This window comes from Ruminococcus sp. NATIVEDY160 (assembly GCF_045819885.1).
Lineage (GTDB): Bacteria > Bacillota > Clostridia > Oscillospirales > Acutalibacteraceae > Ruminococcoides.
The window spans coordinates 1,411,271-1,434,644 of the sequence record NZ_CP162391.1 but is presented as its reverse complement, the minus strand read 5'-3'; the positions used below and the strand labels follow the sequence as shown (position 1 = coordinate 1,434,644).

Below are 23,374 nucleotides of genomic sequence, written 5' to 3'. Positions count from 1 at the left end.
CTTTTCCTCCGATTAAAGTACGTCAGGAAGCTTTTTCCTGAGTCTGTTGTAGTTGAAGATGCCGAGCGCGAAAACGAAGATGAATTCCGCGAGGAATACGGCAAGCTCCGTTTTGTAGTAGAAGAAGGGTCTGTGGTAGAGGAAGCAGTTGCGGTAGCCGTTTGCGAAGAAGTTAATCGGGTTAAGGAGCATGATAAACTTCAGCGGCTCCTGGAAGCTGTAGGAGTCGTACATGATGCCCGACAGCCAGAAGATACCCGACATAATCGAAACGATAAGGCTTTCAAAGTCCTTGCTGAACGCGGACATAGGTGCGGTAGACCACGAAAGCGCCAGGAAGAACATAAACATCAGCGGGCAGTAGAAGAAGAACTGCAGATTGTACCAGCTCGGACCGATGGCAAAAATGACATAAGCATACATCAGAACCATCAGCATTATGTGTACATAGAGCCTGGAAATCGCTGTGTAGGTAAGAATAGTCGAAACAGGGAACTTGACCTTGGTAATGAACTGCCTGTTTGTTCTAAGGGTCTTTGCGCCCTGAATAATGCTGTCCTGTATGAAGAACCACGGAATAATGCCGATAAACATGAAGGTAAAGAAGTCAATAGAGAACGGGTCGTGGCTTCCGAGGTTAACGTGCATGGTTTTCATGGTTTTGATACCGACAGAGAACGCGAACCAGTATACAAAAACCGTAAACGCGGGCTTCACAACAGCCCAGCCGGGGCCGATAACGGCGCCCTTGTATGTTTTAATCAGCTCGTTTTTCGCGAGCAGAAAGATTTGTTTTCCAAATCCCTTGTGTTCCTTGAAAATCGAAGTAATCAAAAAACAACCTCCTTAAACATAGAGAAAAATATACAAATAACGGTTAACAAAACTCAAAATGACGGGCTTAATTACAAGAGCTGTTCACCTCCGTGAGCCGCGTGTTTGCACACTTGTCCATACTAAATACCATTATAGTACTTTTCCCCGATTTGTCAATCATTTCCGCCTTATTTTTACCGCGGAAAACGGCAGTTCTGCAAATTGCTCAAATTTGTGTTGACGTGATAATCACAATGTGATATTATCATGCTGAGAATACAAAAAAGATAACAATTCAGGAGGAAGCGAGGAGCTTATGAAGCGGTTTTTGGTTGTTGTAGATATGCAGAAGGACTTTGTTGACGGCGCGCTCGGAAGCGGTGACGCTGTCGCGATCGTGCCGAGTGTCGTTGAGAAGATAAAGAGCTTTGACGGAGAGATTTTCGTCACTTTCGATACCCATTTTGATAATTATCCCGAAACCGCTGAGGGCAGAAAGCTTCCTGTGCCGCACTGCATTAAGGGCACAGAGGGCTGGAAGCTCGACAAAAACGTCACCTGTGCGCTTTCTGACAGAGAATATACCGCCGTTGAGAAGCCTACCTTCGGCTCGCTTGAGCTTCCGCGCCTGATCGAAGCCTCTGCCGATGGCGATGATTTTTCGATTGAAATAATCGGTTTGTGCACCGATATCTGCGTCGTCAGCAACGCGCTTGTGCTCAAGGCGAATTTCCCCGAAATACCGATATCCGTTGACTCCGCGTGTTGCGCGGGCGTTACGCCTCAGGCTCACGAGGCGGCTCTGGCAACAATGAGAAGCTGTCAGATTGACGTTATCTGAGGAGGAATGGGTATGAATAATAAGCCGTTTGACCTTGGAGTGATGGTCGGCCGTTTCCAGACTCTTCACACGGGTCATGTATACATGATAGAAAAGGCTGTTGCCGTCTGCGAGAGAGTAGGTATCTTCGTCGGTTCATCTCAGGAGAGCGGCACCTCAAAGAATCCATATACCTACGAACAGAGGGAACACTTTCTCCGCGAGGTGTTCGGCGATAAGGTGGAAATTTATCCGCTGCCGGATATCGGCGTCGGCAATAACTCCACATGGGGCGACTACGTTCTCAAAAACGTAAGAGAGCGCTTCGGAAAGTCTCCGGATTTGCTCGTTTCGGGCAAGGAGGAACGCCGCGTGAGCTGGTTCGACAGCGTAGAGGGCGTATCGGTCGCCGAGCTGTATGTCCCAAAGATAATTGATATGTCAGCCTCGCGTATGCGTGAGTTTTTCATTGCGGACAGTTATGACGAGTGGAAAAAATACACTCCAGAGACGCTGTGGAACGATTACGAAGAGATGAAGTCCGCCGTGCTCGCGGCAAAGGACAATCTCTTTACCGACAGTATATAAAAAATCAAGGCTATGGTTTACGCCATAGCCTTTGCTTTTATTTTTTTGGAACGCGGCTGCTGATGTAATTCAGAACAAAGTCAAAATCCTCTTTTTCCGCGTAGACCTGGTTGTGGTTTAGCACCTCGTTGACTTTGATGAGATTTCGGCGTCGATAGGCTTTAACGCTTCTCACTTTGCCAAATTCCGAGTACATTTCTGTTCGCGCGCCGTTCATACCCATTCCCATTACGGAAAGATTGCCTGTCGCAAAGCCCGCGAGAACCGCGAGGTCTGCGAGAGCCTGAGCCTTCTTGATTTGCTTAGGGTGCTGAATGTGCCGCACACCCTGTTCGTCCATCTCGAACAGAACGCAGTATTTTCCTCCCATGATCGCTGCGTAAATCAGCACGCTGACGGCAACGATCACGGTCATACCAACCACAAATATGCCGAAGAATTTCAAATCTCCAAGCAAACGGTCGGGAAAGAAGTCGTATGAGCTTACCGCGTCAAGGATTATGATAAAGGTGAAAATTCCGAGAAAGACGAAAAAGAAGATTTTCCAGACGAGGAAGAATACCGTAGGGTTTTTCAGCAGACTCATTTCATATACCCAGCGGTACTTTCCGTCGGGACAAAAGACTATATTACGGGACGGCGGCTGAATCACAGCATTGCCGCACCCGGGGCAGAAGCCAGCGTTTTGTCTGAGTGCGCATCCGCATTTCGGACAGTTCATTTACTCACTCCTTACGGGCGCATAAGACCGACGCTCGCCTTCTCACCGCTGGGATTTGTGAATGTGCCGAGACCGTACTGCTTGCCCTCGTATTCCCAGAAGAACCAGATTTCGAGCTTGCCCGAGTTGCTGTAGGCGGTCAGTGAGCCGTTGTCGGCAGCTCCGTCAAACGATGTATCAGGCGTTGAGTCGTTCATATAGTCGCCGCCGTTAACGCTGACGTATTTGTGCTTGACTGTGACGGTCACCGCGTGGTCGCCTGCTTCGATATTGACCTTGCTGAGCTCATTGACGCCTGTTTCGCTGTACATGAAGATTGCCTTCCATTCGCCGTTGATTTTGCTGTTGCTGAAAATCGTGTCGGCGTCGTATGGCATACCACTGTCGGTCGCCTTTAAAAACCACTGTGAAAAATCATTGACAGACGGGTCGCCGACATTATCGGTGTCGATCTTCGGCTTTTCGGTAGCGGGTTCAGGCTTCTCGGTCGGTTTTTCCGTCTGCTTTTCGGTGGGCTTTTCTGTAGCCTTTTCGGTGGGCTGCTCGGTTTCAGACTCGGTAGGTTTATCCGTAGCCTTTGTAGCAGCGGGCACAGTGTACAACTGTGTCAGCACGGGAAGCGGCGGCGTATTGGGAGTTAATATTCCCGAAAAGAAAAATATCACGGCTATTACAATAAGGACGATAAGCAGCGTAACGGAACCCGCGACAATGCCGATAATCAATCCGACGTTTGTCTTTTTGGGCTGCGGAGCCTGATATCCCTGCGGTGCCGGCTGACGCGGAGTTATGCTCTGCTGATAGGGCTGCTGTTGGTATTGCTTACGGTAAGGCTGAGGCGGCCGCTGTGCGGGTTGATATGGCTGTTGCGGTTGTTGTTGAACGGGCGGCTGAGCGTTTGAAAAAGCACCGTCCTGTCTTTTTCCGCAGTTGTCGCAGAATACCATCCAGTCCTCAAGAGGCGTTCCGCAGAATTTGCAGTTTTTCGCCATTTGCTCCATCTCCCTTGTTGTTAAAATATATATATTTATTATAGAAATCTTGATTGTTTTTGTAAATGATTATTTCGCCATTGTCCGAATTGTCATTGTCAGGGCGATTTGCGCCAATAAATGAAAGGTGTCGCAAAAACCCTTGAAAAAACAAGGTGAATGGCTTATAATAAGTATTAGTTTTTGATTTGGAGGCGCGTATGAAGGTTTTTATTACGATTTTGGTTTGTAAGCTGCTTCGTTTTGTCGGCAAGCTCATCGGCAAGGGCAGCAGCTTCCCGGGACAGATTGCGCTCAAGCTGTGTCCCGATATTCTCAGCAGGGTCACACTTCCCGAGTACATCATCGCAGTAACGGGTTCAAACGGCAAGACGTCTACCGTTGAGATGATCGCCCATATCCTGAGCAAGAACGGAAAATCCGTCTCGTGGAACCGCGAAGGCTCCAACCAGATCGAGGGCGTTACCACTCTTGTGCTCAGCAACGCGACCATGGGCGGCAAGGTGAAGAGCGATATACTCTTGATTGAGAGCGACGAGCGTTTTGCGCGCTACACTTTCAAGTACATCAAGCCCACACATTATGTTATCACTAATCTCTACCGCGACCAGCTGACCCGAAACGGCCACCCTGAGTGGGTGTTCGACGCGCTCAAGGACAGTATATGCGACGGCACCCAGCTTATCCTCAACGCCGACGATCCTCTTGTATCGCTTTTTGGAAAGGACAAAGAGGACGTTATCTGGTTCGGCGCGGACAAGCTTTCATCTGATACCGAGACGCTCGAGAGCGCGTACAACGACGGCGCGTATTGTCCTGCCTGCCGCAAGCCGATGACATATTCGACCTATCATTACAATCACATCGGTCACTATAACTGTACCTCCTGCGGCTATAAGCGCCACGATACCGATTATACCATCACCTCGGTTGACCTCGACGGCGGCGAAATGATGATTGACGGCAAGTACCGCATAACTCTTGCGCTTAAATCCCTGTACAATATCTATAACATTCTCTCCGCTTACACAGTCGCGCGGATTGTCGGCATTGACGGCGCTGAGATTGCCTCGGATATGAACGACTATGTGCTCAAGAACGGCAGAGTCATCACCTTTGAGCTCGGCCGCCGCCGCGGTACACTGCTCACCTCAAAGCACGAGAACAGCATTTCCTACGACCAGAGCCTTCGCGTCGCTTCGGCGTACAAGGAGGGCTGCGACGTTATGATTATCGTCGACGCGGTCAGCAGAAAGTACTTCACAAGCGACGTTTCGTGGCTGTGGGATATTGATTTTGATATGCTCAAGAGCGAGAATGTCGGTGAAATCGTCCTTGCGGGCAAGTACGTGAACGACCTCGCGCTCAGATTTGAGTACACGGATATTCCCGCGGAAAAAATCCGCTGCTTTGAGGATATCAACGAGGCTGTGAACTACCTCGACAGCGACAGGAAGGAATATATCTACGCGATTACCTGCTTCTCTGACAAGGGCAAGTTCCTCGCGCGTGTTAAGGGTGAATGATATGAAAATTTTACATATGTACCACGACGTCATGAATCTCTATGGCGAGTACGCCAACGTCCTCGCGGTTCGCGACATGATCATCAAGAGCGGCGAGTCCTGCGAGGTAGTGAAAAAGAGCTATGGCGACGACGTGAATTTTGATGAATATGACTTTGTGTATATCGGTTCGGGCACCGAGCGAGGTCAGAAGTCTGTTCTCGCGGATTTCCTGCCCAAGCGCGACGCGTTCAAGGCGTATGTCGACAGCGGCAAAGCAGCGCTTCTCACAGGCAACGCCTTTGAGATGCTCGGAAAGACCATAACCGACTGCGACGGTAATGTTTTTGAGGGACTGAGCCTTTTCGACTTTACCGTAACAGAGCAGAACAAGACCCGCAATACCGCCGACGCGGTATTCACAGCTGACTTTCTCAGCCAACCTCTTGTTGGTTTTATCAACAAGTGCAGCGAGATCAAGGGCATCGACAAGCCTATGTTTACCGTAAAGCTCGGTCTGGGCAACTGCAGCGACAGCACAGGCGAGGGCGTGAGAATGAATAATCTTTTCTGTACCCACCTCACAGGTCCGGTTCTAATGAAGAATCCGGAATTTCTGACCTATATCAACAAGCTTATTACGGGCAAGGACGCGGAACCAAATCCTCTCGCGGTCAAGGGTTACGAGGTGACGGTCAGGGAACTGCAGGCGCGTATGGAGCAGTAAATCAGCATAATTAACATTATCATGAAAAGCGACGAAAGGCACAGCATTTATGTGCCTTTCTTTTTTATATGATAAATGTTACAGGATTGCAATATATTTAGAGCGTGATTTACTAATTACACATAAATTTTTCTGAAAACCAAACTGAAACTACAAAAATCATCAAAAAAATTCTGTGAATTCTCTGTGAAAAAATGACAAAAATGGTTGACTTTTGTAATCGAATCGGTTAAAATAAAATGGAACTTTCTTTTGGAGAATTTTAATTTAGAATTTTGGAGGTGAGCTTTTGAGAGGTTTTATCAAAAAAACCGCGGCTGTCATGCTTTCTCTCGCCGTAACAATCGGCTTCTGCGGCGTCGCCAACGCCCAGTCGGCAAGCACGGATTCAGATGAGACAACCGAGCTTTTTGTCCGCGCCTCGCAGATCAGCGACTACGGCACCTACAGCGCCATTCAGTCGGCGCTAGATACCGCGCGATGCGGCGCGAGCGAGAACAATATCTACCGCGTCACGGTAGAGCCGGGCAGCTACGACCTCACAAGGGCGCTTCACATATACAGCAATACAATTCTTTCGCTCGGAGGGGTAACCCTTAACCGCAACCCCGAGGCGACTGCAAATATGCTTCGCACGGGCGATTACGATAGCGAGAATTCGGGTGCGACAGGGTACGATGCCCATACCAATATCCTCATCGAGGGCGGTATTTTTGACGGCGGCGGCACATCGAACACGATGATCAAGGTCGCACACGCCAAGGACTTCACCATGAAGGGCGTGACCTTCCAGAATGAGCATAACGGCCATATGATGGAAATCGCGGGCGTCGACGGGTTCAATGTCCTCGAATGCACCTTCCGCGACCAGTATATGGACGCTGACGAGGTCGGCTACGAGGCGATCCAGCTCGATATCCTCAAGAGCGGCCATATCGTACAGTGCCGTTCGGAGGCGCTGACGATGAAGAATATCCGCATCGAGAACTGCGATTTTACAAACTGTCCGAGAGGAATCGGCACCCACACCGCGATTCTGAACGCGCCGTTTGACGGAGTGAAGATCCGCAACAACACCTTTACCGATATGACCAGCGCCGCTATTCAGGGCATGAACTGGAAGAATGTCGAGATTTCCGGCAACGTTATCGACGGAACTCCCAGAGGAATCGCGATTTACTCAATGTTTGACGGCGGTCAGGGAATGTATCCCGCGAGCGTTCTTGCGGACGAGGGCAGCACCTCTACCGATATTTCCGAGGATTATATCCGCCCGACTGACAGCAATATTCTGATTTCCGACAACACCATCAAGAACTGCGGCACCGTAAAGGACATCTACGCGCCTTACCAGTACGCGGGCATTTCGGTAATCGGCAAGGTCGTTTCAAAGAAGTATTCCGCCTTTGAGGACGGAAGCGGCGCGCTGCCGAAAGGCGATTACTACCTGACGGGAATCAGGATTTTTGGCAATACCATCGATTGCCGCGGCTATGGTATCCAGCTCAGCGACGCAAGCTGCGTCGATATGGGCAACAACCTTATCCGCTGTTCAGCGAACGAGTTTGACAAGGTCAAGTACCACGGCATCGCGATGACCGACGACAGCGTTGTCAAGACAATCAGCGGCTGCGATATTGAGGGCAGCCTCAACAGCGGCATCTATGCCGATGATTCGTGGATAGGTACGATTTCCGACTGCCGTGTGGCAAATTCGGGAGCCGACGCGATCCAGCTCAACAATTCAAGCTCCGCGCAGGCGGTCAAGAACAACTATATCAGCGGCACAAAAGACTGCGGAGTTGCCGCGATGAGCAAGTCAAAGATTTCAAACGTCAGCGGAAACACGATCCGCGAGTACAAATACAAGGCGGTCTATGAGGCGAAGGACGCCAAAGCCACCTCAGGCAAAAACTACAGCGCTGAGGCAGAGCTTGAGTCGATTTCGCTCAACTGGAACAAGATTACCATGGGCATAGGCGAGAGCTACGTCTATTCAATTACCTCGTCGCCTGCCGAGGCAAAGACCTGCTTCATGTGGACAACAAGTGACCCGAGCGTCGCTCAGGTTGAGTACGACGGCAGGATTCGCGCCGTAGGCAAGGGCTCATGCGAGGTCACCGTCACTTCTGGCAACGGAGTTTCGGCGTCGAGCTATGTACGGGTTTTTGATGCGCCGGACAGCATTTCGCTCAACAAGAATATGCTCACGCTCGGCGAGGGAGAGCAGTTTGATTTGAACAGCTCACTTCCCGAGGGCACGGCTGCTCAGAAGGTTTACTATTACACAAATAATTCCGACAGCGTGTCTGTGGAGAAGATCGGCGGATTGGTTACCGCCAAAAAGGTCGGTACCGCTACGGTTGTAGCTAAGACCTACAATGAAAAGCCCGCAAGCTGCAATATCATCGTAAAGAAAGCGCCTAAGTCGATAAAGCTCGACAAGGAAAAGCTCAATATCGGCTCAGGCGAAAGACTCACGCTAAAGGCGACAATCACCGAGGGTTCCGCTTCGGCGATCACCTTCTCGTCGAGCGATGAGAGCGTTATAAGAGTTGATCAGAAGGGCAATATTTTCGCTGTAACAATGGGTAAGGCGACAGTAACTGCCTCGACCTTCAACGGATTCAAGGCGACCTGCGAGATCACAGTAGGCCCGCCGCCAAAGTCGATATCGCTCAATAAGACAAGTGTTACTCTCAAGACAGGCGAGAAAGCTCAGCTTGAAGCAGTCCTCGAGGACGGTATGTCGACTGTGACCTACAAGTCAAGCGACCCTAATGTCTGCAAAGTCAACAGCGAAACAGGCGAGCTGACCGCTAAGTCAACGGGCGGCGCGATCATCACGGCGACCACACACAACGGCAAGTCTGTCAACTGCGAGGTCAAGGTTATCAACATAAGTTAAAATTCTCGAACGGTTGGATTTTTCCGGCCGTTCTTTTTTTGTTTGATATTTGGGATAAATATTTTGAAAATGCTTTGACTTTTACGCTTTTATATGGTAAAATTTTAGAGTATGAAAATATTTGGAATACTCCAAGGAGGCAACTATGAATTCCAAGCTGAAAAACGACGCTACGGATTTTTTGTTTGACGCGATACTTTCCCTCGAAACCAAGGAGGACTGCTATCGGTTTTTTGAGGATTTATGCACAAGCGCTGAGCTCAAGGCGATGTCACAGCGTCTTGTAGTAGCGAAAATGCTCACCGAAAAGAAGGTATACACCGAAATCGTCAAGGAAACAGGCGCTTCCACCGCGACAATCAGCCGCGTCAAGCGCTCGCTTTTTGACAACGATACATACGGCTATTCTCTCGTCCTCGACAAGATGAACGGCAAGTCATGATGGACAGCTACAGCGATTTCGCGAGGTTTTACGAATCCCTCATGGAGGACGCGCGCTATCCCGAACGCGCGGATTACCTGCTCAGTCTTTGTGCGCGGTTCAATCACGAAACAGGTCTTTGTCTTGACCTCGCCTGCGGCACAGGTTCGCTGACGCGTGAGCTGCAATCGCGGGGAGTGGATGTTTTCGGTGTTGACGGAAGCGAGGATATGCTTTGCGAAGCGATGCGCGGCGACGGCATACTGTACATCTGTCAGGATATGCGTGAGCTCGAGCTTGCGGAAAATATCGACACCTGCTTCTGTACTCTCGACAGCCTCAACCACCTGACCGAGCTGTCTGACGTTGAGGAAACGCTTTTTCGTGTCGGAAGGTACATGAACGGCGGCGGACTTTTTATTTTTGATGTCAATACCCCTTACAAGCACCGCGAGGTTCTCGGCAACAACGCCTTTACGATCGAGAACGACACAGTGTTCTGCGCGTGGCAGAACGTCACCGAGGACGGCGTGCTCACCGAGATCCTTCTGGATTTCTTTGAGGAACAGGAGGACGGCTCCTATCAGCGCTACAGCGAGGAGTTTTGCGAGCGGGCTTATTCGGCCTTGGAGCTGACAAACGCGCTTGAAAAGGCGGACTTCGAGCTTCTTGCAGTCTACGGTGATTTCACATACGAACCGCCCGCGGACGACGAACAGCGCGCGGTCTATATCGCGAGAAAGAAAGGTTAATTTATGGATAAAATTATACGCTGTATTACAAGCGACGGCGCGATAATGGCTTCGGCTATCGACGCGTCGGATATTGTTTTTACCGCAAAGAAGCTGCACAATCTCAGCCGCAGCGCGACGGCGGCACTAGGCAGACTTCTCTGCGCTACCTCGATGATGGGCAATATGCTCAAGCAGAAGGACGCATTTATCAATCTCCGCGTTCTAGGCGACGGCGAGATGGGCGCTGTAGTCGCTGTTGGCGACAGCCGAGGCAATGTTCGCGGTTATGTTGAAAACCCCGACTGCCCGACAGAACACTATAACAGCGGCAAAATCAATGTTGCCAAAGCGGTCGGCAAAAACGGCACCCTCAGCGTCATGCGCGACTACGGTACAGGCGACCCTTATATCGGTCAGGTCGAGCTGTGCAGCGGTGAGATTGCCGAGGATATCACAAACTACTTCGCTACATCGGAGCAGATTCCCACGGTTTGCGCGTTGGGCGTTCTTATCAACAAGGAGGACGGAGAGGTTCTTCTGGCGGGCGGACTTCTTATTCAGCTTTTGCCCGGCGCGTACGACGAGGCGATCGACAGGCTTGAGGAGAACGTGAAGAATCTCGAGCCGGTGACCACAATGCTCGCAAAGGGAATGAGCATTCTCGATATCTGCAAGACTGCTCTTCAGGGCTTTGAGGTTGAGGTGCTCGACGAAAATCCCGTAAACTATGTATGCTCCTGCTCGCGCGAAAAGCTCGAGCGCTACTTCATGACAATGAGCGACGAGGAAATCCGCACACTTCCGGACGAGAGCGGAAAAACCGAGGCTGTGTGCCAGTTCTGCAACAAGCGCTATGCCTTTACCCGCGACGACCTCGAACGCCTTATTGCCGAAAAGAACTCATAAAAAGATTTTGGGCGACCATCGGTCGCCCTGTGTTTTAACACTCACTGAAATCGTAATCGGATTTCAACTGAAAGCTCCTGCAGTCGGTGCAGGGATATTCGGCGGGACGTGTGTCGTGTATGCCGACGGTGATTTTCTCGAGCGAGCAGAAATCCTTCTTGTCGTTGTGATGCTTGCAGCTCGACACCGTGCAGGCGATACATTGATTCGCGTACTTGTTATCCACCATATTCACCTCGATTTATAATGTATTATTAGCGTGCCCTTGTTTGTTTCAATTATTCGCACCTTATTGAAAAAAATCAATAAACTGTAGCGAGGTGATTTTTATGAACGTCGTTTCGGCTGTCATACTGGTGGTGCTCGCCGTAATCGGCGCAGCGTCCGTCGTCAGGGAGCTGTCGCTGCGGCTGTTTTCGTACAGGGAGGAGCATTCCGTTTTGCTCGTTACTCCCGTAAACGACGGCGACAATGCCGAGTTTGTACTCAGGAGCGCCGCAGAAAAGCTAAGATGGGGCAGAGGCAGGCGCAGCTGTGCGGTCTGTCTTGACTGCGACCTCGACGAACATACGCGGAAAATTTGTGAAACAGTATGCAGGGACTACGGCTTTTTGAAGCTGATGACAAAGGAAGAATTGAAAGGCGAACTGTTTGGATAATTCTATGGAAGAAAATAACCTGCTCCAAATTGTAGGGAGCGTTGAAAGAATAGTATATCGCAACGAGGACAACGGCTACACCGTGCTCGAGATTGACGTCGACGGCGAAGAATTTACCGCCGTGGGCGTTATGCCGCAAATCACTGCGGGCGACAGAGCAAGAATGCTCGGCAGCTTCACCGAGCACAAGAGCTACGGTCTGCAGTTTTCCGCTCAGACCTGTGAGGTTGAACGCCCCACGGGTGCCGCGGATATCCTGCGCTATCTAGCATCGGGCGCGGTCAAGGGTGTCGGCCCGACAACAGCGAGAAGGCTGGTTGACGCCTTCGGTGAAAATACGCTTGAGGTCATGGAGAACGAGCCCGAGCGCGTCGCCATGCTGCGCGGAATCAGCTCTGACAAGGCGGCTGACTTTTCTATACAGCTCAAATCGAACGAGGGTATCCGCAAGCTTGTACTTTTCTTCGGTGAGTATGATATCTCAAATGCCGCGGCGATCAGGATATTCAAAGCGCTGGGGCCGATGGCTGTCAGGCTGATAAAGGAAAACCCCTATATTTTGTGCGACGGAGACTTCGGCATCAGCTTTGAGAGTGCGGATAAAATTGCTGTTCGTGAAAACCTCGGCGGTGATGCCGAGATCCGTGTAAATGCAGGTATTCTTTACATTTTGCGCCGCAACGAGGGTAACGGACACACCTGCCTTCCGCGCGACGTTCTCACCGACACGGCGGCGCGTTTTCTCGGGGTTGAAGTGCAGAGCGTTGAAGAAAGTATGGAGCGTCTTATATTTGACCGCTCGCTTGTATCCGAATCGTTTGAAGGGCGTGAATTTATCTTCCGCCAGAGCATGCATCTGACAGAGCTTTACATATCGTCACGTCTGAAGCTGCTCAAGGGCTTTCCCGCCGAGAGCCTTCGCGGAATCGATAATGCGATCGAGCTATGCGAGAAAGCTGACGGCATCGTTTACGATGATTTGCAGAAGTGCGCGATCAAAATGGCGCTTTCCGAGGGCTTTCTCGTGCTGACGGGCGGCCCGGGCACAGGCAAGACGACTACCCTGAACGCCATTATCAAGATATTGCAGCGAAATGGTCAGCGCGTATTTCTTGCGGCTCCAACGGGCAGAGCGGCGCAGCGCATGACCGAGCTTACGGGAAACGAGGCAAAGACTCTGCACCGCCTCCTTGAGGTCGCGTGGGACAGAGAGGACAAGCCTGTTTTCGGCAAAAACGAGAAAAACCTCCTCAAATGCGAGGCGCTGATTATCGACGAGATGTCGATGGTTGACGTAAATATCTTTGAGAGCGTACTTCGCGCTTTGCCGGTGGGCTGCCGGCTGATTCTGGTAGGTGACTCCGACCAGCTTCCGTCCGTAGGCGCGGGAAATGTTCTGGGCGACCTGGTTGATAGCGGAGTGCTTCCTGTTGTAAGCCTTAATAAAATTTTCCGTCAGGCGCAGCAGAGTCTGATTGTAACAAACGCGCACCGCATTGTCGGCGGCAGTATGCCGATTTTGAATTCGGCAGACAAGGACTTTTTCTTTATGCCGCGCGCAAACAAAAATGATGTTACAAATACCATTCTCGAGCTGTGCACCACACGTCTGCCCAAGGCATACGGCTATTCGCCGATCGATAGTATTCAGGTGATTTGCCCTTCAAAAAAAGGCGAGCTCGGAACTGCGGAGCTTAACCTAAAATTGCAGGATGCCCTCAATCCGAAGATGGGCGGCAAGGATGAGGCGACTGTCGGCGGCAAGACCTTCCGCGTCGGCGACAAGGTTATGCAGACCAAGAATAATTACGACATACGCTGGGAGCGTGATGATGGAGAGACGGGTGAGGGAGTCTTTAACGGCGATATCGGCGTTATCCTCTCGATCGACCGCAAAAACAAGCTGTTCAGGATACGCTTTTTTGACAAAATCGCGGCGCTCAGCTACGAGAATGCGTCAGAGCTCGAGTTTGCATATGCCGTGACTGTCCATAAGAGCCAGGGAAACGAGTTCGACTGTGTGATCATTCCCGTTTTTCCGGGACCGAGCAGGTTATATTACCGCAACCTGCTCTATACCGCTGTTACACGCGCGAAGGAAAGGCTTATTCTCGTGGGCAATCCCTACACGGTTGAAATGATGGTCAACAACAACCGCCAGACGAAGCGCTACAGCGGACTGCGTTATTTTCTGAAAAGAGACGACAGCATTTACAGCAACAAATAAGAATACGGCTCAGGGAGATTGCTCTGAGCCGTCTGCATTTTAAAGATTATTTCCTAGTGTGATGATTTCAGCCCATTCCACAGGGCCTATCGCGCCTGTTTCCTCAATGCCGAGGTACTGCTGAAGTGCGATTACCGCACCCTTTGTGAGCGGGCCGAAGATTCCGTCAACATCAATTGCGGGGATTTCGGGCACATTCTGCCCGATTTTGTTGAGGTAACCCTGAATGATCCTCACGCTCTCGCCGCGGTCACCTTCGGTAAGGAAACGTCCCGGGTACGGCTCGCCGATTGCGCTCTGGTAATTCGCCGGAAGCTCCGCGACCGCGTCGCGGTACACCTGCTCGACCTTTGCGAACACGTTTCCGTCGACGACTCCCGTAATAGGAAGTCCGTAGTAGCTCTGGAACGCGAACACCGCGTCGCGCGTCATTTCGCCGAAGTAACCCGTAATAGGAATCGGCGGCAGGTACGGATAGAAGTAACCGATGAACGCGAGGTAGTATTGAAGCGCCTCAACGTCCAGACCCTGACTTCCGGGACGCAGCTCGCGGGTATAGCGTCGCGAGATTTCAGAGATAGTCAGTCCTTCGCTCGTGAGGTCTGAAAGCTGCTTGACGCTCGCAAAAATCTGTTTTATCTTGTACCACGTCGCCTTGCCGACGATCCCGTCAGCGTCGAGGTTAAAAATCTCCTGGAACTTTTTGACCGCATTCTCAGTCTCGAGGTCATAGACTCCGTTGATAAATTTAATTTTCGGGATAGCGGGGTAGTTCTGGGCAATACGGTTGAGCTCGCGCTTGATTATTACCACATCGTCGCCGAAGCTGCCCTTCCTGAGTGCTACACCGGGGTATGACTGAGTGTTGTCGCTGATAGGCGCATTGAACACGATGCTCACGTTGTCGCCAAAGTAGAATTGAAGGATCTCGAGCGGACTCATGCCGTTGTTAGCGAGGGTGACGGTACCCCATTGCGACAGTCCGGGGCAGGTTGTGTTGTAGCCGTCGCAGAACTGCGCGAACAGCGGCTCAACGCTGCCTGTGCGTACGAGGTAGTTGTTGAAGATCTCGTCCGTAATGCGGCTGATATTCTCGTACACCTCGCCGTCCTTTGTGTACGCCTGATCGAACGCGGTTGTGTTCGTGATGTCAAAGTCGTAGCCGCGGCTGCGGTAAAACTCTGTGTATACGCGGTTGAGTGCAAATGATATCTGAGCGAGGATATTCGCGCGGATTGCCGCTTCAGGCCAAGTCGGGTAAATCTCGCTCGAGGCGACGTTCTTGATGTAGTCGGTAAACGGAACAGTGACGTTCTCGGCATTGGAGTTCGGTCGTCCCAGATGAACCGTAATATTGGTGGGAATAACGGGAGTAGTCGCCATACTCAGTCCTCCGTCTGTCCGTTGCAGGGGTTCAGGCTCAGCGGAAGTATTGTTTCGACCCTGTCGTGGATAACCACGGGTGCGTCGATTATTTCCTCGAACCCCGGGTGGAATACCGAGATAAGGTACTCCGGCTCACCCAAAGCGGCAGATTCAGGCGTCTGAGTCGCCGCTGTCAGCCGCGACGGCAGGACGATCTCGTCGACAATTCCCGAATTGTCCGTCACGTCGTTGTATATTGAGTACCTCTTGCCCTTGTAGATGAGCGCCACGTCCACAAAGGCGTTTTTTATCGGGAAAGCCTCGCGCGCCACGCTGGTCTGAACCTTAAGCGATCCTCTGCCGCGGTATTCGTTAATAAATTCGTCGTACTCGGGCTTGAACGGCGTTTCGCCGCTGATTTTCTGATTGTTCACAGGCATAAAAATCTCCTTTCATCGCTCTATAATATGATGAAAGGAGAGTATTGATTATTATTTTTTTATTTTGCGGATTCTGGGAATCAAAAGCTGCGCGCACAGTCCCGTGAACAGACCCGCTAGACAGCCCGATACGAGCAAAAAAGGATAGTAGGCAATAAGTCCGACGGTCTGAGTGACAAGAATTGCCGCCGCCATCTGACCTGTGTTGTGGAGAACAGCGCCGAATACGCTTGAGAGCCAGATGTGCCGTTCATCAATCACGTTTCGCAACAGCAGCATTCCGATAAGGCACAGCGTGCTTCCTGCCGCGCTGTAAATCAGCGCGGAGACGTTCCCGCTGAAAAACGCGCCGAGTATCAGCCGCACCGCGACGATCATCGCGGTTTCATATGCTTTGTAGTGGTACACGGCGTAGACGGTTATGATGTTCGCGAGCCCGAGCTTAACGCCGGGAATAGGGAAGGGGTTTGGTATCTGAAGCTCGATGATGAAGATAATCAGCGATACCGCCGTCAGCACAGCGAGCTCAGCCAGTCGTTTCGGTTTCATAAATTACTCCGCCAGCGCGTCAATTTCGCTGTTTTCGTCCGCGAATTCAATGATCAGGTGATTGGGCAGGCACACGATAGGCATTGCAGAGAAACTGAGCCAGCCCGTGCGCACGCAGGTTTTGTCGGGGCATTCAGCCTCTGACACGCGGATTTTGCCGTCCTTTATCTCGACGGTGTTGCTGCTGTCGCCGTATTCGATGACAAAGCTGCGGTTTTCCTCTTTTGATAAGTCAAAGGAGTACAGCACTTCTCCGTCGCGGACGATATTGACTATGCTTTTTGAGGGGGAGCACAGCACAAATATACTGCAGGCAATGCCGATTACGAAAATCAGCGCGGCTGCCGCAATCAGAACCTTGATTTTCATATTTTCTCGAAGCGTTTGATCTGTCTGCCGTTATCCCAGATAGTCTCAACAAACATATTGTAAGGTCTTGCCCAGACCTCGCCGTCTGAGAGCGACTTGTAGATCACCAGCCTGTCGCCTGATTCGCTGTGCTTAGCAAAGCCTGTTATCTCGTATTCATTGCCCTTGAAGTGGCGGTAACGCGCGCCGACGGTGACTTCTTCCTCAGCCTTTTCCGGTGCTTCGTTCTTAACGGGAGCGCAGACGTTTTCGCTGTCGAGGTTTACTGTGAAGCTGCCGTCGTTGACAACAAGGATTCTCGTCGAGTACGCGGGAACGGGAAGCTCGCACCAGCCGTTGCAGTCAAATACCTGATTGCCGTTGAGCACGTCTGTGAGCTTTGCGTTGCAGCGCGAGTCAAAGCCGACTCTTTCGTCGTGGTCGGTGAGGTTGAAGAGCACAAACACGGTCTGGTTGTCGGTGTAACGCTTGTAAACGAGCTTTTCGTTCATGATGTTGACGTTCTCGAACTTTCCGTATTTGAGAGCCTCGAGAGCCAGTCTTACCTTGCCGAGCTTGATGATGTGGTCGCAGAGCTGATAGTTTGCGTTGGGCACGTTGTTGAGGTCGAGACAGGGACGAAGGTCATAGTCGGAGTCGCGAGTGCGCTTGCCTTCAACGGCGTACTCGCTGCCGTAGTAGATTGACGGCACACCGGGCATGGTGTAGAGCATGGTGTAGATATTGTAGAGGTGGTTCTTATCGCGGAGCACGCTCGCTACGCGGTTGACGTCGTGGTTGTCCACGAAGTTGTAGGTATAGATATTCTGATAAATACCGCCGTTTGCGAACTGACGGTTCATGGAATGCGCTATTTCAAAGTAGTTGTGGTCGTTGTGGCTTGAATAAATGCCCTTGTAGCACTCGTAGTTCGTAACGGAGTCGAGCATATCCTTGTTTGCGATTCTGTTGTAGTCGCCGTGTGTGATTTCGCCGTAGAGCCAGAAATCGGGCTTCTTGGACTTGCAGAGATTCTTGAGCTTCTTGAAGAACTCGGGGTCGATAACGTCCGCCGCGTCAAGGCGCAGTCCGTCGATGCCGAACTCGTCGATCCACATTTCAACGGAGCCGAGAAGGTAGTTGACAACCTCGTCGTTTCGCAGATTGAGCTTTACGAGGTCGTAGTGACCTGCCCAGCCCTCGTACCAGAAGGGATCGCCGTAGCAGCTTCTTCCGTCAAAGTTAAGGTTCTGGAACCAGCCGCAGTAGCGTGAATCCCACTTTTTCTGCTGAACGTCGTTGAAGGCGAAGAACTCTCTGCCTACGTGGTTAAATACGCCGTCGAGGATAACTCTGATTCCGTTGGCGTGAAGGGTATCGCAGATTTTCTTGAAGGACTCGTTGTCGCCGAGGCGTTTGTCAACCATTCTGTAGTCGATGGTGTCGTAGCCGTGGTGGGAGCTTTCAAAGAGAGGGTTAAAAACAAGCGCGTTGATGCCGAGACGCTTGAAGTGGTCGATACAGTCGTATATTTTATCAAGACGGTAATTGAGCTGGTGGTCGTTGTCACGCGGCGCGCCGCAAAAACCGAGAGGATAGATGTTGTAGATAATGCTTTCGTTGATGTAACTCATGATGGGGTCTCCTTTGTGAATGCCTAAAGTATGGATTATTAAAACACAACCGAAAACAGGGTTATGGAATAATCGGATTTATATTATATCACAAAATTACCTATTGTGCAAATTAAAGTTTTGTGATACAATAACTATTGTAAAAATTTGTGATTTGGAGGACAATATGAATAAAATTCCCGAAAATAAAACCCGTAAACGACTGAGAACCGCCATGTGGGTGTTCTATCTGCTTGAAATCGTGCTCTGTTCATTGCCGTATTATCAGTACAGCATGGACGGCAAAATATATTCAAACTCTGTTTTCGATATGCTCAGCGCACTCGGCGCGGGCAACGACATCGGTTTGCCGTCGTCTGAATATTCCGCTATCAACACGATGATTCCTCTGAATTTCATCTTTCTGGTAATCCCTATCGTCGGCTTTTTCTTCTGTGTGCTGGACAGAAAGAGCAACATGAAAAACATCGTTTCAATTCTCTGCTGTCTGCTCGGCGTAGTATCGATCCTGACAATCGTTACTATCAATCTGATTTCGCTCGGCTCGATGCTCGCGCTGCTCCTCTATATCTTGACCAGCTTTCTCACGGTTTTCTCGATCTTCGCGCGTTTCTCGGCTCCTTCAGATGCGGAGAAAGCTGCTGATATCCAAAAATAATAAAAAATAACGGCGGTTCGTTCTGTGAACCGCCGTCGGCATTTTAAATAACGTAATTGTTGATGTACAGCTCGCGCTGATTGTCGAGCAGATCCTGAAGGGTGATGCTGCTGAGATAGTCGTCAATAACCTTGTACAAGCCCTTCCACAGCGGAAGAGTAATGCAGTCGGCAGCGCGCTCACACTCGATAGGGTCGTGGTCAAGACAGGCGACAGGCGCGATGCTGCCCTCGGTCAGCTTGAGAATATCGCCGATTTTGTACTGGTTAGGCTCCTTAGCGAGCTTATATCCGCCCTGGTAGCCGCGGTTCGCGCTGAGAATATCCGAGCGGTTGAGAATAGGAATAATCTGTTCAAGGTATTTCTTTGAAACATTCTGACGGTTTGCAATGTCTTTGAGGGCAATGTAGCCGTCATTTTTATGCTCGGCCAGATCGAGCAGAAGCCGCAGCGCGTAACGTCCTTTTGTCGAAATCTTCATATTAATCCCACCAAATTACTAAGTTTTGAGTGTATTATACCATATAGAATTTGATTTTGCAAGATTTGTTTTAAAATTCCGAAAAAATCATATGGGCTTGCGCATTATCGAGCTCGAGCGGCTTGTCGTAGTCTATTCGGTTGATAGTGCCGTACAGCCTTCCGAAAATCACGGTGGTGTTTCCGAGCTTTGCCGCCATAGCTTCGCCTCTGACGGTGAACGGTTTGAACATGATATCGAGCGCCGACATTCCGCCCTTGTAGTAATACGGTCTGTCGTTGCGGTTCGGCGTGCCCTTGACGGTGATCTGCGAGAGCTTTTCGAGTTTGCCGTCGTAGAAGAAGCAGTTTTCGTTTCCGTAACGGTTGTCGCCGACGCGGCTCGCGAGGTTGAGCGAAAACCGCTTGCCGCCGAGCATGCAGTCCGCCGAGAGGCGCTGATACTGGTGCTCGCGGGGCTTGAAGTACCTCGTCTTGTCGATATAGGCACGGGCGGTATTTTCTTTTAAGGAATATTCAATCCCGCCGAGCTTTATCGCGCCCTGTGCGGTGTAGCAGGGCATAAATCTTTTGAAGTAGTAGTATTTGCGGTTGCGTTCAAACGGCGCGAGTTCGCTAAGACTCTCTTCAATATTCTTTTTCAGAAATATATTGCAGTAAAAATCATCAAAGCCGCCGAATTCCCTGTACGCGCACCTGATGAACTTCCCGTCGATTGTGTTTGTCAGCTTAAGAGTAATTCCCTTGTCATCGAAGGTGAATTCTCCGTTTGTGTCGTCCGACGGAAGCTCAACCTTTGAAAAGCGCAGCTTCTTGTTGATATTATCGCAGATAACGCCGCCGTGCTTCAAGTCCGCCACGGCGATTTTTATGTTGAATTCCTTCACGTAGTTCTCAACAGCGAAGTAAAGCGATACTTCGCCGTTATTTACAAAGCAGATTTCACGTTCACAGTGCTTTGCGACAGACCTGCCTTGTTCGTCGTTTCTGATAAAGACAGGCGTTCTTGACCAGCCTGCCTGCATCACGCTTCCGTTTTCTTCAAAAATATTGCAGGGCTCAAGAATCTCACGCTGCAATTTCATCACTCCAAATCTTACTTGAATCAATGATTCCCTTAGAATATATCAAACTATATTTTGCTTTTCAAGAATATTAACAAAACTGTAATAAGAAACATTTCCCAAGAATAGTTTGTACAGACGGGAGTGAAATAATTGAAAAAAATTTTGTTTATTATTTTGTTTTGCGCGATATTTCTCTGCGGCTGTACCCAAAGCACCTCGGGCAGCGTAGACGAGCTGTGCAATTATTCGTGGAGCAAAACCCTTGACGGCGGGGCGGAGGTAAGGCTGAGCTTTGACGGTGACAGCGCCGCGCTTACCGTCGACAGCGCAGGAGAGAGGATTGAGATTTCGGGAAAATGCGTTATAGACGACAGCAATATTGTCATTTTTATACCGTCGCTTTCGCTCAACTACGGATTTGAATATCTGCCAAAGGGTGACCAGCTTGACCTCACCTACGGGGACGGTACAATTACCCTCGAAAAAGAGAAATAAATATTGCGAAACACAATCCTTTGTGGTATAATATATTGGAATGTAATTTATTATGTTTCATTATGCCATTTTATCGGAGGTAATATTTTGGTTGTTTTCGGAATAGACCCGGGGTACGCGATTGTCGGCTGGGGAGCGATCAGCTTTCAGTCCAACAAATACCGCGCAATCGGCTACGGTTCTGTGGAAACCGAGGCGCATACCGACTTTAACGCGCGGCTCGAGTATATCTACGATGAGCTGTATTCGATTCTGAGCCGCTGCCGTCCCGACGCGCTTTCGATTGAGCGGCTTTATTTCCAGACCAACCAAAAGACCGCGATAAAGGTGGCTCAGGCGAGAGGCGTAACGCTGCTCGCGGCGCAGAAGCTGAAAATCCCGATTTTTGAGTACACTCCGCTTCAGGTCAAGACCGCAGTCACAGGCTACGGAAAGGCTCAGAAGCCGCAGGTAATGGAAATGACGCGCCGATTGCTGAACCTTTCCGAAATGCCAAAGCCCGACGATACTGCAGACGCGCTAGCGATAGCGGTTTGCCACGCGCAGGCGGCAGGCTCTGAGCTGAGAAGGGCTATGTATCAGCGCGGAACGCACTACCAATAATACAAGGAAGATAAACATGATATATTCAGTCAGAGGAAAGCTGATTCACACCACGACCTCAAGCGCCGTTGTCGAGTGCGCGGGCGTCGGATATAATTGCCAGACGACTATCAATACATTAAAGCAGATAAAAATCGGAACAGAGGTCACGCTCTATACATATTTAAATGTCCGCGAGGACGCAATGGAGCTGTTCGGCTTCGCGACCGCTACCGAGCTTGAGACCTTCAAGACGCTTATCAGCGTCAGCGGCGTAGGTCCTAAGGCGGGTCTTGCGATTCTCTCGCAGCTAAGTCCGGAGCAGGTTGCCATGGCGATTGCAACGGACGACGTAAAGACAATAACACGCGCGCCGGGTATCGGCAAGAAAATCGCCCAGCGAATTATCCTTGAGTTAAAGGACAAGCTCGCGAAGGCTGCGGTTTCCGATTCTGGCTTTTCTGCAGTATCGGGAGAAGCTGCTGCAGCGGTTTCGGGCAACGCGCCTAAGGCGATTGAGGCTCTCGGAGTTCTGGGCTACACACCCGCCGACGTATCGCCTGTACTCGCGACCTTAGACAGCTCGCTCCCTGTGGAGCAGCTGATAGCCATGACGTTAAGACAGATGGGAAGACAGTAAATGAGCAACACGCATTTTTCTGATGATTTCGATTTTGAAAACAGAATAATGGAGCCGACGGAGCTTCCCGAGGAGAGCGCAGAGGGCGACAATCCTCTGCGGCCGAAGAACCTCGACGAGTACATCGGACAGGAGAAGGCGAAGGAGAATCTGCGCGTTTACATCGAGGCGGCAAAGATTCGCCACGAAACCCTCGACCACGTTCTCCTCTACGGCCCTCCGGGACTGGGCAAGACCACGCTCGCGGGCATTATCGCGAACGAGCTGGGAGTAAATATCCGTATCACCTCCGGCCCCGCAATTGAGAAGCCGGGCGACCTTGCGGCTCTGCTTACCAACCTCAACGAGGGTGACGTGCTGTTTATAGACGAGATTCACCGTCTGAGCCGCGCGGTTGAGGAGGTTCTGTACCCCTCGATGGAGGACTTCGCGATTGACATTATCACGGGCAAGGGTCAGATGGCGGCGTCATATCATCTGCCGCTTCCGCGTTTTACATTAGTCGGTGCGACGACACGCGCGGGACAGCTCACGGCGCCTCTGCGCGACCGATTCGGCGTGCTGCTCAGGCTTGAACTATACACACCCGAGGAGCTTGCGAAAATCATCATGCGCAGCGCAGGCATTTTGGGAATAAAGACCGACTACGAGGGCGCGATCGAAATCGCTTCCCGTTCACGCGGCACACCGCGAATCGCCAACAGAATGCTCAAGCGAGTCCGCGACTTCGCTCAGGTGATGTCCGACGGCGTTATCACTCTTGACACCGCCAGAACTGCACTTGACAGGCTCGAAATCGACGAGCTCGGCCTTGACCAGAACGACAGGCGAATGCTCGAAGCGATTATCCGTTTCTACAACGGTGGTCCCGTGGGACTCGAAACCCTTGCCGCCGCAATCGGTGAGGAGGCGGTCACGATTGAGGACGTCTACGAGCCGTACCTCATGCAAATCGGTTTTTTGAGCCGCACACCGCGAGGCCGCTGTATAACGGCGGAGGGCTGCCGACATCTCGGTTATGACTTCCCGAAGGGAGCCGTGCAGGGTGCTGCCACGCAGCCGAATCTGTTCGATAACAACAATTAAGGAGAA

At 50.8% G+C, this 23,374-nt stretch carries 26 protein-coding genes; 15 read left to right on the top strand and 11 right to left on the bottom strand.

The features are described from left to right. Positions 1-12: 12 nt before the first annotated feature. Complete coding sequence (locus tag AB1I49_RS07025; RefSeq protein ID WP_201428855.1) at positions 13-834, bottom strand: ABC transporter permease; 822 nt, start codon at positions 832-834, stop codon at positions 13-15. A gap of 298 nt (positions 835-1,132) precedes the next feature. Between AB1I49_RS07025 and AB1I49_RS07020 the strand changes: the two genes are divergently transcribed. Both AB1I49_RS07020 and AB1I49_RS07015 read left to right on the top strand, forming a co-directional pair. Next, positions 1,133-1,657: a cysteine hydrolase family protein gene (locus AB1I49_RS07020; RefSeq protein ID WP_407720533.1), complete on the top strand. Its 525-nt coding sequence runs from the start codon at positions 1,133-1,135 to the stop codon at positions 1,655-1,657. A 12-nt stretch (positions 1,658-1,669) separates the two neighbouring features. Next, on the top strand, positions 1,670-2,224 hold the full coding sequence (locus AB1I49_RS07015; RefSeq protein ID WP_316612576.1) for an adenylyltransferase/cytidyltransferase family protein: 555 nt from the start codon (positions 1,670-1,672) through the stop codon (positions 2,222-2,224). Between the two features lie 37 nt (positions 2,225-2,261). On the opposite strand, the gene AB1I49_RS07010 is transcribed toward AB1I49_RS07015, so the two are convergent. Both AB1I49_RS07010 and AB1I49_RS07005 read right to left on the bottom strand, forming a co-directional pair. Continuing rightward, complete coding sequence (locus AB1I49_RS07010) at positions 2,262-2,945, bottom strand: zinc ribbon domain-containing protein (protein WP_407720532.1); 684 nt, start codon at positions 2,943-2,945, stop codon at positions 2,262-2,264. An 11-nt stretch (positions 2,946-2,956) separates the two neighbouring features. Next, positions 2,957-3,937: a hypothetical protein gene (locus AB1I49_RS07005; protein ID WP_407720531.1), complete on the bottom strand. Its 981-nt coding sequence runs from the start codon at positions 3,935-3,937 to the stop codon at positions 2,957-2,959. A 200-nt stretch (positions 3,938-4,137) separates the two neighbouring features. Here AB1I49_RS07005 and AB1I49_RS07000 point away from each other — a divergent pair, with 200 nt between their 5' ends. The 6 genes from AB1I49_RS07000 (at position 4,138) to hslO (ending at position 11,138) form a co-directional block, all read left to right on the top strand. Further along, positions 4,138-5,463, top strand: a complete 1,326-nt coding sequence (locus AB1I49_RS07000) for a MurT ligase domain-containing protein (protein ID WP_316618394.1) — start codon at positions 4,138-4,140, stop codon at positions 5,461-5,463. Position 5,464: 1 nt separating this feature from the next. Next, a complete protein-coding gene (locus AB1I49_RS06995; protein WP_201428849.1) occupies positions 5,465-6,169 on the top strand; it encodes a hypothetical protein in 705 nt (234 codons plus the stop codon). A 289-nt stretch (positions 6,170-6,458) separates the two neighbouring features. Beyond that, positions 6,459-9,077 carry an Ig-like domain-containing protein gene (locus AB1I49_RS06990; RefSeq protein WP_407720530.1) on the top strand — a complete coding sequence of 873 codons (2,619 nt, stop codon included), beginning with the start codon at positions 6,459-6,461 and terminating at the stop codon, positions 9,075-9,077. A gap of 145 nt (positions 9,078-9,222) precedes the next feature. Next, the gene (locus AB1I49_RS06985; RefSeq protein ID WP_316609572.1) at positions 9,223-9,519 is read left to right on the top strand and encodes a YerC/YecD family TrpR-related protein; all 297 of its coding nucleotides are present in this window, start codon (positions 9,223-9,225) and stop codon (positions 9,517-9,519) included. Continuing rightward, a complete protein-coding gene (locus tag AB1I49_RS06980) occupies positions 9,516-10,250 on the top strand; it encodes a class I SAM-dependent DNA methyltransferase (protein ID WP_407720529.1) in 735 nt (244 codons plus the stop codon). The genes AB1I49_RS06985 and AB1I49_RS06980 overlap by 4 nt, the downstream gene beginning before the upstream one ends. A 3-nt stretch (positions 10,251-10,253) precedes the next feature. After that, a complete protein-coding gene (gene hslO / locus AB1I49_RS06975) occupies positions 10,254-11,138 on the top strand; it encodes an Hsp33 family molecular chaperone HslO (RefSeq protein WP_407720528.1) in 885 nt (294 codons plus the stop codon). A gap of 34 nt (positions 11,139-11,172) precedes the next feature. On the opposite strand, the gene AB1I49_RS06970 is transcribed toward hslO, so the two are convergent. Then, positions 11,173-11,367 carry a DUF1540 domain-containing protein gene (locus tag AB1I49_RS06970; RefSeq protein WP_316609577.1) on the bottom strand — a complete coding sequence of 65 codons (195 nt, stop codon included), beginning with the start codon at positions 11,365-11,367 and terminating at the stop codon, positions 11,173-11,175. 100 nt (positions 11,368-11,467) lie between these two features. On the opposite strand from AB1I49_RS06970, the gene AB1I49_RS06965 reads away from it, so the two are divergent. Both AB1I49_RS06965 and AB1I49_RS06960 read left to right on the top strand, forming a co-directional pair. After that, on the top strand, positions 11,468-11,797 hold the full coding sequence (locus AB1I49_RS06965) for a hypothetical protein (RefSeq protein WP_316609579.1): 330 nt from the start codon (positions 11,468-11,470) through the stop codon (positions 11,795-11,797). 4 nt (positions 11,798-11,801) lie between these two features. Next, positions 11,802-14,024, top strand: coding sequence for an SF1B family DNA helicase RecD2 (locus AB1I49_RS06960; RefSeq protein ID WP_407720527.1), 2,223 nt, complete (start codon positions 11,802-11,804; stop codon positions 14,022-14,024). Positions 14,025-14,063: 39 nt separating this feature from the next. Here the strand turns inward: AB1I49_RS06960 and AB1I49_RS06955 are convergent, their stop codons facing one another. The 5 genes from AB1I49_RS06955 to AB1I49_RS06935 are packed head-to-tail and all read right to left on the bottom strand — an operon-like array spanning position 14,064 to position 18,360. Beyond that, the gene (locus AB1I49_RS06955; protein WP_407720526.1) at positions 14,064-15,407 is read right to left on the bottom strand and encodes a peptidoglycan-binding protein; all 1,344 of its coding nucleotides are present in this window, start codon (positions 15,405-15,407) and stop codon (positions 14,064-14,066) included. Between the two features lie 2 nt (positions 15,408-15,409). Next, positions 15,410-15,829 (bottom strand): hypothetical protein, encoded by a 420-nt coding sequence (locus AB1I49_RS06950; protein ID WP_316609583.1) that lies wholly within the window; start codon positions 15,827-15,829, stop codon positions 15,410-15,412. Positions 15,830-15,880: 51 nt separating this feature from the next. After that, positions 15,881-16,378 (bottom strand): Gx transporter family protein, encoded by a 498-nt coding sequence (locus AB1I49_RS06945; RefSeq protein WP_407720525.1) that lies wholly within the window; start codon positions 16,376-16,378, stop codon positions 15,881-15,883. Positions 16,379-16,381: 3 nt separating this feature from the next. Beyond that, positions 16,382-16,747, bottom strand: coding sequence for a NusG domain II-containing protein (locus tag AB1I49_RS06940; RefSeq protein WP_407720524.1), 366 nt, complete (start codon positions 16,745-16,747; stop codon positions 16,382-16,384). Beyond that, entirely contained in the window at positions 16,744-18,360 is a 1,617-nt protein-coding gene (locus AB1I49_RS06935; protein WP_407720523.1) for a DUF1653 domain-containing protein, read from the bottom strand. The genes AB1I49_RS06940 and AB1I49_RS06935 overlap by 4 nt, the downstream gene beginning before the upstream one ends. Positions 18,361-18,526: 166 nt before the next feature. Here AB1I49_RS06935 and AB1I49_RS06930 point away from each other — a divergent pair, with 166 nt between their 5' ends. After that, positions 18,527-19,018, top strand: coding sequence for a hypothetical protein (locus AB1I49_RS06930; RefSeq protein WP_316609588.1), 492 nt, complete (start codon positions 18,527-18,529; stop codon positions 19,016-19,018). 43 nt (positions 19,019-19,061) lie between these two features. Here the strand turns inward: AB1I49_RS06930 and AB1I49_RS06925 are convergent, their stop codons facing one another. Both AB1I49_RS06925 and AB1I49_RS06920 read right to left on the bottom strand, forming a co-directional pair. Then, positions 19,062-19,499, bottom strand: coding sequence for an RrF2 family transcriptional regulator (locus AB1I49_RS06925; protein ID WP_316612934.1), 438 nt, complete (start codon positions 19,497-19,499; stop codon positions 19,062-19,064). 70 nt (positions 19,500-19,569) lie between these two features. Continuing rightward, the gene (locus AB1I49_RS06920; protein WP_407720522.1) at positions 19,570-20,577 is read right to left on the bottom strand and encodes a DUF2804 family protein; all 1,008 of its coding nucleotides are present in this window, start codon (positions 20,575-20,577) and stop codon (positions 19,570-19,572) included. Between the two features lie 138 nt (positions 20,578-20,715). Between AB1I49_RS06920 and AB1I49_RS06915 the strand changes: the two genes are divergently transcribed. The 4 genes from AB1I49_RS06915 to ruvB all read left to right on the top strand — a co-directional run bounded on the left by AB1I49_RS06915 (position 20,716) and on the right by ruvB (position 23,368). Next, a complete protein-coding gene (locus AB1I49_RS06915; protein WP_407720521.1) occupies positions 20,716-21,060 on the top strand; it encodes a hypothetical protein in 345 nt (114 codons plus the stop codon). A gap of 87 nt (positions 21,061-21,147) precedes the next feature. Then, positions 21,148-21,663: a crossover junction endodeoxyribonuclease RuvC gene (gene ruvC / locus AB1I49_RS06910; protein WP_407720520.1), complete on the top strand. Its 516-nt coding sequence runs from the start codon at positions 21,148-21,150 to the stop codon at positions 21,661-21,663. A gap of 16 nt (positions 21,664-21,679) precedes the next feature. Then, positions 21,680-22,282: a Holliday junction branch migration protein RuvA gene (gene ruvA, locus AB1I49_RS06905; protein WP_407720519.1), complete on the top strand. Its 603-nt coding sequence runs from the start codon at positions 21,680-21,682 to the stop codon at positions 22,280-22,282. Continuing rightward, a complete protein-coding gene (gene ruvB / locus AB1I49_RS06900) occupies positions 22,283-23,368 on the top strand; it encodes a Holliday junction branch migration DNA helicase RuvB (RefSeq protein ID WP_316618134.1) in 1,086 nt (361 codons plus the stop codon). The last annotated feature ends 6 nt before the right edge of the window (positions 23,369-23,374 follow it).